The 10,416-nt window shown below is 41.3% G+C and carries 7 protein-coding genes; 4 read left to right on the top strand and 3 right to left on the bottom strand.

Annotation, left to right across the window (positions count from 1 at the left end):
- The gene (locus tag F6K22_RS18495; protein WP_293100832.1) at positions 1–441 is read right to left on the bottom strand and encodes a hypothetical protein; all 441 of its coding nucleotides are present in this window, start codon (positions 439–441) and stop codon (positions 1–3) included.
- A gap of 340 nt (positions 442–781) precedes the next feature.
- Between F6K22_RS18495 and F6K22_RS18490 the strand changes: the two genes are divergently transcribed.
- Positions 782–5,224, top strand: a complete 4,443-nt coding sequence (locus F6K22_RS18490) for a S8 family serine peptidase (RefSeq protein ID WP_293100831.1) — start codon at positions 782–784, stop codon at positions 5,222–5,224.
- 303 nt (positions 5,225–5,527) lie between these two features.
- Here the strand turns inward: F6K22_RS18490 and F6K22_RS18485 are convergent, their stop codons facing one another.
- The gene (locus tag F6K22_RS18485; protein ID WP_293100830.1) at positions 5,528–5,680 is read right to left on the bottom strand and encodes a hypothetical protein; all 153 of its coding nucleotides are present in this window, start codon (positions 5,678–5,680) and stop codon (positions 5,528–5,530) included.
- Between F6K22_RS18485 and F6K22_RS18480 the strand changes: the two genes are divergently transcribed.
- Positions 5,679–6,209: a transposase gene (locus F6K22_RS18480; protein WP_293100829.1), complete on the top strand. Its 531-nt coding sequence runs from the start codon at positions 5,679–5,681 to the stop codon at positions 6,207–6,209. The two genes, F6K22_RS18485 and F6K22_RS18480, sit on opposite strands and share 2 nt — an antisense overlap.
- Positions 6,148–6,483 (top strand): hypothetical protein, encoded by a 336-nt coding sequence (locus F6K22_RS18475; protein WP_293100828.1) that lies wholly within the window; start codon positions 6,148–6,150, stop codon positions 6,481–6,483. Before F6K22_RS18480 ends, F6K22_RS18475 begins: the two co-directional genes overlap by 62 nt.
- A 668-nt stretch (positions 6,484–7,151) precedes the next feature.
- Here the strand turns inward: F6K22_RS18475 and F6K22_RS18470 are convergent.
- Positions 7,152–7,775: a hypothetical protein gene (locus F6K22_RS18470; RefSeq protein ID WP_293100827.1), complete on the bottom strand. Its 624-nt coding sequence runs from the start codon at positions 7,773–7,775 to the stop codon at positions 7,152–7,154.
- Between F6K22_RS18470 and F6K22_RS18465 the strand changes: the two genes are divergently transcribed.
- The coding region (locus F6K22_RS18465; protein ID WP_293100825.1) for a cadherin-like domain-containing protein at positions 7,750–10,416 on the top strand (2,667 nt) is incomplete at its 3' end. The genes F6K22_RS18470 and F6K22_RS18465 overlap by 26 nt on opposite strands.

Raw genomic sequence — 10,416 nt, 5'->3', positions numbered from 1 at the left:
TCAAACTTGTTGATGAGCAGAAACAATATCTGTGGCATAGGCTAACCACAAAAAAATTGTGTTACCGAGGAAAAAACAGAGGAAAAAACCAAAAGCTTTAGTCCAAATCCAGCGTAACTTATCTAGATGTTTTTCTAACCATTCGTCAGGTTTGAATAGAGGAATTTTGAAAAATAATATTTGTGCCAAAGAGAACTTTTTCGGTGGAGGTTCCGTATCCTCCAACATACCTGTGGCTGCTAATTTTTGCAATAGTTCTTGAATGTCTTGGAGAGTCAAATCGTATTTATTCGCAATGGCAGGTATTGGTCTTTTTCCTAACAGACAAATGACATTTTTATCAATATTATCTACCTGTAGAAAAGTCGGATATTCTGGATTGCGTAATATCCAATAGTTGTCTGGATGTTGAATCCAATGCACCTCTGATTTAAGTTGCATGATGCTCCCTAGATTATGATTGTTTGGCGTAATCTCCGTATTTTTCTCGTTATTTCCTTTAGTTTATAAAGTTTTGGATAAACCTAATTTGAGATTATTCAAGTTTAATCGTGAAAATACTGAGACAATTTATATTGATTATTTGGGAATTGATTTTGAATTTAATTTAAGGAACTTATGATTGAAAAAATCATCAATTACCTTGACATCTAATATACTATAATTTAGACTATATATTAACAATTTTTTTAAAAATATCTCTATAGATGAACGACGAACTTATTTGAAGATTCGTCTTCAGGATATTAACTGTCAACAATTATTGATTGAAAAATAATGATTGTTATTAGATTATATTGTCAATTTATTGGTTAAATTCCCAAGGGTGCAGATTATGGGTTGGTCATGGAAAAAAACAGCTAAGAGCAAACACAAACTGAAACAAAATGCTAAGGAGCAACAGAAAAAGCGCAGAAGCAAAACATTTGTTTTAGAAGAAATAATTAGTCCGAGTGTGGCATCTTGTCCGATAATACCAATAGATGATGCACTTGGTTATATTCCAGGATTTGAACTATTTACACAAGAAGAATTAGTCGCTGCAATTTTAGGAAATAATTCTGTTATAGATATTAATAATATAGATACAGAAAGTTTATTTGAAGATTACTTTGCCAAAATTGATGAATATTTGGCAGAAAATCCTACTGAAGCTAATGCTTTTGATGTAGATAATTTGTCTACTTGGCCGACTTTAGAGGCGTTGATAAATCCAGGGCAGCCAAGTGTAGAAATACCTGATTTGGGTGGAGTTGTGGGTACTCTACCGCCTCCGGTAACGATACCCATTGACCCGCCAAGAAATAACTATAATAAAGATTATGAATTCCCTCTGGAGAATCAACCTTTGGTGGGAGTTATTGATACTGGGTTTAGTGGTAATAATCCCGATATTGATTATAGTCGGATAACTTTGGGTAGCGATCGCCTCGACAATGACAATAACCCACTGCTTCAGTCTGGAGAAGGAAACGAACATGGCACTCATGTTTTGGGAATTATTGGGGCGACTCGGAATAATGGTATTGGTATTGACGGGATTAACGATAATGCGCCTTTGTGGTTGGGGCGAGCCATTGGGTCTGGGAAATGGGCCGAGTCTTTGGTCGAGTTTGTGGATGCTGGGGTGGAATCTGGCCAACCGAATGCGGTGCTGAATTTGAGCTTGGATTTGACCCAAATTGACCCGCAAGGAAATGTAACGACCCGCTACGAGTTTACACCCCAAGAAATGGCAGCTTTAGAATATGCCCGTCAAAATAATGTTTTGGTTGCCGTTGCGGCTGGAAATGATGGTAGTGTGATGTCTGTTTTAGGCCAAGCTTCCCAACAGTTTGATAATATTATTACTGTGGGTGCTGCTGATGGAGAAAATCGGGCAACTTATTCTAGTTATGGTAATGGTTTAGATATTGTCGCCGATAGTGGAACGTTAGAGAATCCAGTGTTCTCCACTGTTGGCGATGGTCTGGGGGCAATGAATGGAACTTCTGTTGCCACCGCTAAAGTAACAGGGGCTATTTCTCAAGTTTGGGCTGCAAATCCTGAATTGAGTTACCGTCAGGTGATTGAAATTATCAAAAATACGGCGACTGACTTGAACACCCCCGGATGGGATGGGGAAACAGGTGCAGGGTTATTGAATATTCCATCGGCGATTGACTTGGCCAAGACGACAACACCAGAGGAATATAAGCCGGATTTACAAGTTGTTCCGACCACTTGGAGTGGAGAAGGAAAAGTTACTCCGATGGAACGCGCGGTTCGTTACCGTTACGAAATGAAAGCAGGGGATACCTTGTGGGGAATTGCACAACGGGAGCTAGGTAATGGAGCTCGTTGGACAGAAATTACTAAAGACCCAGGAGGAAAAACGCCATTTACAAGTGCAGAGGCGACGCGATTATCTATAGGTCAAGCCATTTATTTACCAGGAAATGACCCTAATCCGCAACCGCAACCTCAGCCACAACCACAACCTCAACCTCAACCTCAACCCAGTCCCGATGCTGTTAAACAAGCTGCCCTGAATAATTTCTTGAAACCTTTTGGGAATTTACAGAGTCCTTCGTGGTCAAACTTCCTCAAAGAGATGTTTGAGAAGTCCTACGGTAATACTAATGAAACTCTCAAGTCAAAGGCACCACAACAAGGAACTGGAATCTCTCTTAATGCTGCGCCAAACATCACACCAACTCAGAGTGTAAAAACCTTAGTTGGCAAGAAAATTATTCTCGATCCTGGTCATGGAATTACTAATACAGGATTCGATCCAGGTGCTGTTGGTAACGGCACAACAGAAGCGGCTGAAAACTTACATCAAGCGAATTTAATTGCCAATCATTTACGACAGTTAGGTGCAGAAGTCAAGGTTTTAGATGAACCCTTATCTTTGGCACAAATCGGACAACGAGCTGCGGGACATGATATTTTTGTTTCGCTGCACCAAAATGCTTTTAACAAAAATGCTCAAGGACATGAAGTTTTTTCTCATACAAGCGCCCCCGCTAAAGATGCTCAACTTGCTCAAGCGATTAACAGCGAGTTAGATGCTATTTTCCCCGATAGTATTATTCCTGACCGAGGTACAAAGAAAGCAAATTTCTCAGTTTTGCGTAATGCTCCTACCAGTGTTCCTGCGGTTTTGGTTGAATCTCTATTTATTGATGCTCCAGGGATGAGCCGTGCTAATGTTGAAAAAGCAGCTACTGCTGTAGGGCGTGGAATTGAAAAATTCTTCACGGGTAAAGTAACGGGTTCTACTCCCCCAAGCAATCCCACCACACCTCAACCGACTCCATCCTCTACATCAGGTGTTGTCAATTCTAAGGTTGGTTCATTGCCTTTAAATTTCCGTTCTGATTCTTTTGTTGGTTCAAGTATTATCGGCAGGTTGCCCAAAGGAACATCATTCAAGATTTTGAAATCTGTTACGGGTAGCACTTATAACCCTGGTACTGGTTCTCGGAATGATTGGTATCAGGTTGAGGTTAACGGTAAAACTGGCTATGTAGCAGCTTACTATGTTGATGTTAAGTCTTCGAGTACACCAAAACAAACCTCTTTTCGTCTTAAGCCTGGAGCTACCAACTTAGAGTTCCGGCGAGGTCAAGAATGGGTTACATCTACAGGTTATAAATTTAGGTTTCAGACAGATGGAAACTTAGTATTGTCTAGTCCGCAAGGGAAACCTATTTGGGCAACGGGAACCGAGAATACAAATGCCGATCTGTTTGCAGTTCAAAGGGATGGCAATGTTGTTCTCTACAGTCGTGGTAAGCCAGTTTGGGCAACGAACACCGCAGGTAACAAAGGTGCATATTTCGCTATTCAAGGCGATGGAAACCTGGTTGTTTATTCCTCTAGTGGAAAGGCTATCTTTAACGCAGGTACTAATGGTGGTCGTCAACGAACCCTATCTGCTTCAGGACGATGGTTGCGAGACCGAAATCTCAAGCGTTTTCCTGGGTTGAAGTTCTCGACAGTCGTTAGTAAGGCAACAAGCAAAGCACTAGATTCAGGGGGCAAAAATAATTCTGTTTATCCACATTCATCGCCTAATTCTAAGAGTGAGTATCACCAATGGGGTTTTGAGAAAGTTGGCGATTACTACATGATGATTAACAAAGCAACAGGGAAAGCTTTAGATGCTGGCCGAGATGGTGGAAAGCTACCTTACCTTAACCCCAATCCTGACAAAAATAATCCTTATCATCTCTGGAAAATTACAAAAGTGGGTGATGCTTATTTGGTTGTCAATAAAGCTACGGGGCGTGCTTTAGATTCAGGTGGTGCTAGTGGCAATCAAATTTATATGTATCCTAATCCCATATCGAGTAACCCTTTCCATCAGTGGAAGTTGAACCTTCCTAACAGTGGAGGTAATTCGACTACGGGATATGTCAATTCTAGTAGCGGTTTGAGATTCCGTACTGGCCCTTCTCTCGGAGCTTCAAAAATTAGTGTATTACCAAATGGAACTCAATTGACCATTCTTGAAAAAGTCAGCGGTGGTACTTATAACGGTCGCAACGATTGGTATAAGGTCAAGGTTGGTAATAAAGTTGGTTATGTTGCTGCTTATTATGTGAGTGGAGGAAGTAATTCTAATAACTACTTAAATGAACTTGTTTCATGGTCCGATGCTCAATGGAATTGGGCTGCTGGTGACAACACTCGAATTACAGGAGCGTTATGGCCAGGAGAAAAAGATGAAACAAACTATCAAGGACATCAAGCAATTCATCAAATATACAAAGACTTGACAGATAAAATATTAAGTGGTGTCTATCCATCTTCCGCCGGTTATGTTCAAGATCCTAGTTATCGTTGGGGACCTGGAAATACATATGGCTGGCATAATGGCATTGATATCGATACACCGAACTGGAGTCCAACCAATGTAAAGGCAATCGTTGGGGGAACGGCTCGTGTAGTTCAGTCAAAAAGTGGGGATAAATTCTTAGAAATTGCCGGAGATGATGGTCGCTACTATTGGTATGGACACCTGAGCAGCTTGAATGTTACATCTGGGCGAGTTAATGCAGGTAGTGTTATTGGTCAACTAGGAATGTCTAGTGCATCAAATCATCTACATTTTCAAGTTAATAAAACTCAGTATAAACCTTCTGGGTATAACAAGTTTAACCAGACTGATGTTTATGGTTGGACTTTCAACCCTCTTAAACTGTTCTGGCAACTCAAGCGTGAAGGTCGTATTTAAATAATCGGTAGTGGTAGGGTGCGTTAGGCGCTCAAAACTTATGGAACGAACAAAGCCATTAAAACTGTCCGCCGTAACGTACCAATATTACCAATCATCAATTATTGTCAATGTGGCGATCGCCTTTCCACAATTCTCAATCTTCCCAAAACGGCGATCGCCACCGGACTATTGTGTAGGGACAATTCGCGAATTGTCCCTACATCGTATTTATTCATAAGAAAACCCAAACCGAGGTATCTGAAATTTGGCCAAATATCAAACAAATTGAATCTATCCACCGAGTAGATTGTTGGTTATTAGTCAAGCGATCGCTCTGTTTTTTTTGTTTTCAATTTCTGCCCAAAACGGCGATTGCCTCCGAACCATTCCCCAATGTAGGGGCGATTCGGGAATCGCCCCTACAGAATATAACAAATCCCGTGTAAATTCCCCTAATAAAATACATATAACCATGACATACGACCCCGATCGCCCCCGCCGTAATTCCCTAAGATTAAAAGGATACGACTACACCCAACCCGGAGCTTATTTTGTTACCATTTGTACCAAAAACCGAGAATGTTTGTTTGGTGAAATTGTCGGCGGTATTGTTAAATTAAATGAATACGGTCGCATTACTGCCCAATCTTGGCAATGGCTCCAACAACAATATAATTATGTAGAATTAGACACTTGGGTTATTATGCCAAATCATTTACATGGGATTATCGTTCTTACCGATACATCAAGCAACATGAAGCGGAAAACTTTGGGTCGTTTAGTGGGTGCATTCAAAACCGTTTCTGCAAACAAAATTAACCAATTAAGACAGACACTTGGTTGTCCAGTTTGGCAACGAGATTTTTACGATCGCATCAACCGTAACGATCGCTCTTTAGAAATAACACGCCAATACATTACGGAAAATCCTCTTAAATGGCATGAAGATCAGGAAAATCTCGATCGCATTCAAGAAATGCAATTCGATCAAATTCCGTTTTAGGGCGATTTGTGTAGAGACGATTTGTGTAGAGGCGATTTGTGTAGGGGCGATTTGTGTAGGGGCGGTTTGTGTAGGGGCGGTTTGTGTAGGGGCAATTTGTGTAGGGGCAATTTGTGTAGGGGCAATTTGTGTAGGGGCGGTTTGTGTAGGGGCGATTTGTGTAGGGGCGGTTTGTGTAGGGGCGATTTGTGTAGGGGCGATTCGCGAATCGCCCCTACATCATAATTTATTCAAAAGAAGCGATCGCCTCTCAATGGCTCCGCCAAAATCTTGACAACCGCAGAATTAATGTTAAAATGTAGGATTATCAAACTATGTTGCAGAAGAAATTATCCCTAGATTAATCAGCTTTTACCGAAATAATTAATAATTAAACAATTAAATAATTAGATAATTCACGCCTTGAAGCCTCCCCTTGGATAGGGGAAAAAGCGGTTGAGGGATGGCGAGGTTTCCTCGCCATATCCAATCAACCAAGAGAAATAAATCTTTTCCTTTTAGTCAATCCTCTCCCTTTTAGGGAGAGGTAATTATCCATTAATGAAGATTTCTACAATTTCTTGATGCACTTCTGAAATTAATTGTCAAACAGAAAAAAAGTTGTTAAAATCAAAAGTTGTACAAAAAACAAATAAGCAAATTTATGCTCAAAACTAATTAGTAATAGTTTAGCTTTCCTAATAGACATCTCCAAAAATAAAAAATTAAATCAATTCAAGATATGAAATCAACAATTTCATTCCCTATTCCCTCCATACCTATTCCCTATTCCCTGAATTCTGCAAGAAGTCTAATGAAGATTCTATGAATTCCAGCAATTTTGGAATTATAAAAATTATCAATAATCTGTAACAATACAAATTTTATGGTCAACAATATCGCTATATCATACAACTAAATAAACTACAAAATATTGAGTGAAATTGTTTCATACTAAAAAAGTTATATCTTAAATATAAGAGGTAGAAAAATGGCAGCAGCATTCGGAGCAAATCCACAATTAGGACCAGATGGCACATTAGGATTCTTTGATGATGATGGTAATTTTATACGATTACAGCCAACACCGGAACCAACACCACCAGCCACAACAGCACCACCAACCACAACAGCACCACCAACCACAACAGCACCACCAGCCACAACAGCACCACCAGCCACAACAGCACCACCAGCCACAACAGCACCACCAGCCACAACAGCACCACCAGCTACAACAGCACCACCAGTTACAACAGCACCACCAGTTACAACAGCGCCACCAGCTACAACAGCGCCACCAGCTACAACAGCGCCACCAGCTACAACAGCACCACCAGTTACACCACCACCTACAACTGCTGATGGTAGGCCAATAATTGAAATAGGTGGTATGTTCGGTTTCTTTGATGATAATGACGACTTTGTACTAATAGATATAGTAGATCCAACTGAACCACCAGTTACAACACCACCACCTACAACGGCACCACCAGTCACAACACCACCACCTACAACGGCACCGCCACTCACAACACCACCACCTACGACAGCAGCTCCTGTGGTAACATCAACTCCTACGCCCACAGCACCTGGAGGAGGGATTTTACTTCCTGGGGGAGAAGCAGTAGGTACTGAGGGAGACGATCTAGTATTTGGCAGCGCCTTCAGCGACACTTTTTCCGCACTTGGTGGAAATGATACTGTATTTGGCCAAGAAGACAGTGACTCTCTGCTTGGCCAAGACGGCAACGACCAAATTAACGGCAACCGTGGTAATGATACTATTAGTGGTGGTGCAGGAGATGACAGTCTCAGAGGTGGTAGAGATGCTGACTCTGTTGTAGGTGATGCTGGGAATGATTCACTATTTGGCGATCGCGACTCAGATACAGTCCGAGGAGGAGAAGGTAGAGACGTTATTTATGGTGGAAGAGAAAACGATGACGTAGCAGGAGGAGAAGATAACGATTTTGTTTCGGGAGATCGTGGTGATGATACTGTAGCTGGTGATGCCGGAAATGACACGCTTTTGGGTCAGAGTGGCGTCGATATTATTTCTGGTGGTTTAGGTTTAGACCTCATCAGTGGTGGAGAAGATGCTGATAGTATTTCAGGAGATGAAGATAATGATTCTCTAGCAGGAAACCAAGGTAATGATACTCTTGATGGGGGTACGGGGGATGACTCTTTATCTGGAGGTAAAGATGATGACTTGTTATTAGGAGGTGAAGGTAGCGATACTCTCAATGGCGAACGAGAAAATGACACTCTTGATGGTGGGGAAGCAAATGATTTCCTTTCTGGTGGTAAGGGAAATGATTCTCTAGATGGAGGTCAGGGTGACGATCTATTGATAGGTGGTCGAGGGGATGATACTCTGACTGGGGGTGAGGGTGAAGATAGTTTCGTTGTTGTAGATTTTGAGGAATCTGATAATTTATATACTGTTACTGACTTTAATACTGCTGAAGACTTGATTAGTTTGGAAGGTGGTCTAACGTTTGAAGACTTAGAAATATCTAATGAGGGTAGTGACACTATTATTCGGAATGCCAACGGTGAGACTTTAGCTATTTTAATTGGAGTTGATAGTACCACTCTCAACTCTAATAACTTCTTCCCAGAACCAGTTAACACAGAACCACCAGTAACTGACCCACCAGTAACTGACCCACCTGTAACTGACCCACCAGTCACAGACCCACCAGCTACAGACCCACCAGTAACTGACCCACCAGCTACAGACCCACCAGTAACTGACCCACCAGTAACTGACCCACCAGTAACTGACCCACCAGTAACTGACCCACCAGTCACAGACCCACCAGTAACTGACCCACCAGTAACTGACCCACCAGTAACTGACCCACCAGTAACTGACCCACCCGCAACCACAGCGCCACCAATAACCCCCGACCCAGGTGAAGTGACACCACCTTCTCTGAATGAACCTCCCACTGACATTCTGTTAGATAACGACAGTGTGGAAGAAAATAGTGAAGCAGGTACAGTTGTTGGTACATTTACCACAGAAGACCCAGATGTGGACGATTTCCATGAATATAGATTAATTGATAATGCTGAGGGGCGGTTTGCTCTTGACGAGGAACAGAACGATCAGCTAGTTGTAGGAGAGGGAGCAGACCTAGACTTTGAGGAACAAGAAAGCTTTGATATCCAAGTCAGAACTTTTGACAACGCTGGAGAAAATTTCACCAAGTCGTTTACGATCAGCTTGATCAATGTTAACGACCCGCCAGAAATTACAGTTCCTGACGAGCAACAACTGGTTAATGAAGGGGAACAATTAGATATTGTTGGTATTCAGGTAACAGATCCTGACGCAGGTGATGGAGACCTAGAAGTTAGTCTAGAAACTACAAATTCCGAAACTATTGACAGTAACCTCACCCTTAACTCTACTTCTGGTCTCACCTTTACAACTGGTGATGGTCAAGCAGATGCTGAAATAGTATTTACAGGGAATTTAGATAATATTAACCAAGCTCTTAGCACCCTTAGTTATACTGGTAATAACTCAGGTAGTGATTCTATCAGTATTTCGGTAAATGACCAAGGTAATACAGGAGAGGGGGATGCTCAAACTGATACTGCTTTAATTGATATAAGTATCAATGACTTACCATTGGTGGCAACAAATAACGAATTGGTAGTAAATACAGAAGAGACAGGAATAATAGATAATACTCTTCTAGAAACAACTGATGACAGTAACACTACTTTAATCTATACAGTTACAGAATTGCCAACTCGTGGTAAGTTGCTAATTGATGGAGGAAGTTTCACCAGTTTTACTCAGGGAGATATTGAACAAGGGTTACTTACTTACGAACACGATACTAATGATACCGAAAATGATTCTTTTAGTTTCAGTGTCTCAGATCAGGTAGGGGGAGAAACTACAGACACATTTGAAATTCGAGTTAACGTACCACCAACGGTTACTAGCAATAATTTGAGTGTTGATGAACAAGTACAGGTAGAAATTACGAACGAAAATCTCCTAGCAGAAGATCCTGATACTGATGCTGGTGCAGAAACTCTAATTTATGAACTTACTGAACTACCAACCAGTGGGGAAATTCAACTAGACAACGCTACTCTAGAACTAACAGATACTTTTACTCAACAAGATATCAACCAAGGTAGTCTCACTTACCAAGGAGAAGAAGTTGGTACAGATACATTTAGTTATGTTGTTACA

This window comes from Okeania sp. SIO2F4, from assembly GCF_010672385.1.
Taxonomy (GTDB): domain Bacteria; phylum Cyanobacteriota; class Cyanobacteriia; order Cyanobacteriales; family Microcoleaceae; genus Trichodesmium.
The sequence above is the reverse complement of the archived record's forward strand: the minus strand, read 5'-3'. Positions and strand labels throughout refer to the sequence as shown.

Coding starts and splice junctions, on each gene's coding strand:
- F6K22_RS18480 (WP_293100829.1), top strand. CDS start 5,679: ATGACATACGACCCCGATCGCCCCCGCCGTAATTCCCTAAGATTAAAA.
- F6K22_RS18485 (WP_293100830.1), bottom strand. CDS start 5,680: ATGGTTATATGTATTTTATTAGGGGAATTTACACGGGATTTGTTATAT.
- F6K22_RS18495 (WP_293100832.1), bottom strand. CDS start 441: ATGCAACTTAAATCAGAGGTGCATTGGATTCAACATCCAGACAACTAT.
- F6K22_RS18475 (WP_293100828.1), top strand. CDS start 6,148: ATGAAGATCAGGAAAATCTCGATCGCATTCAAGAAATGCAATTCGATC.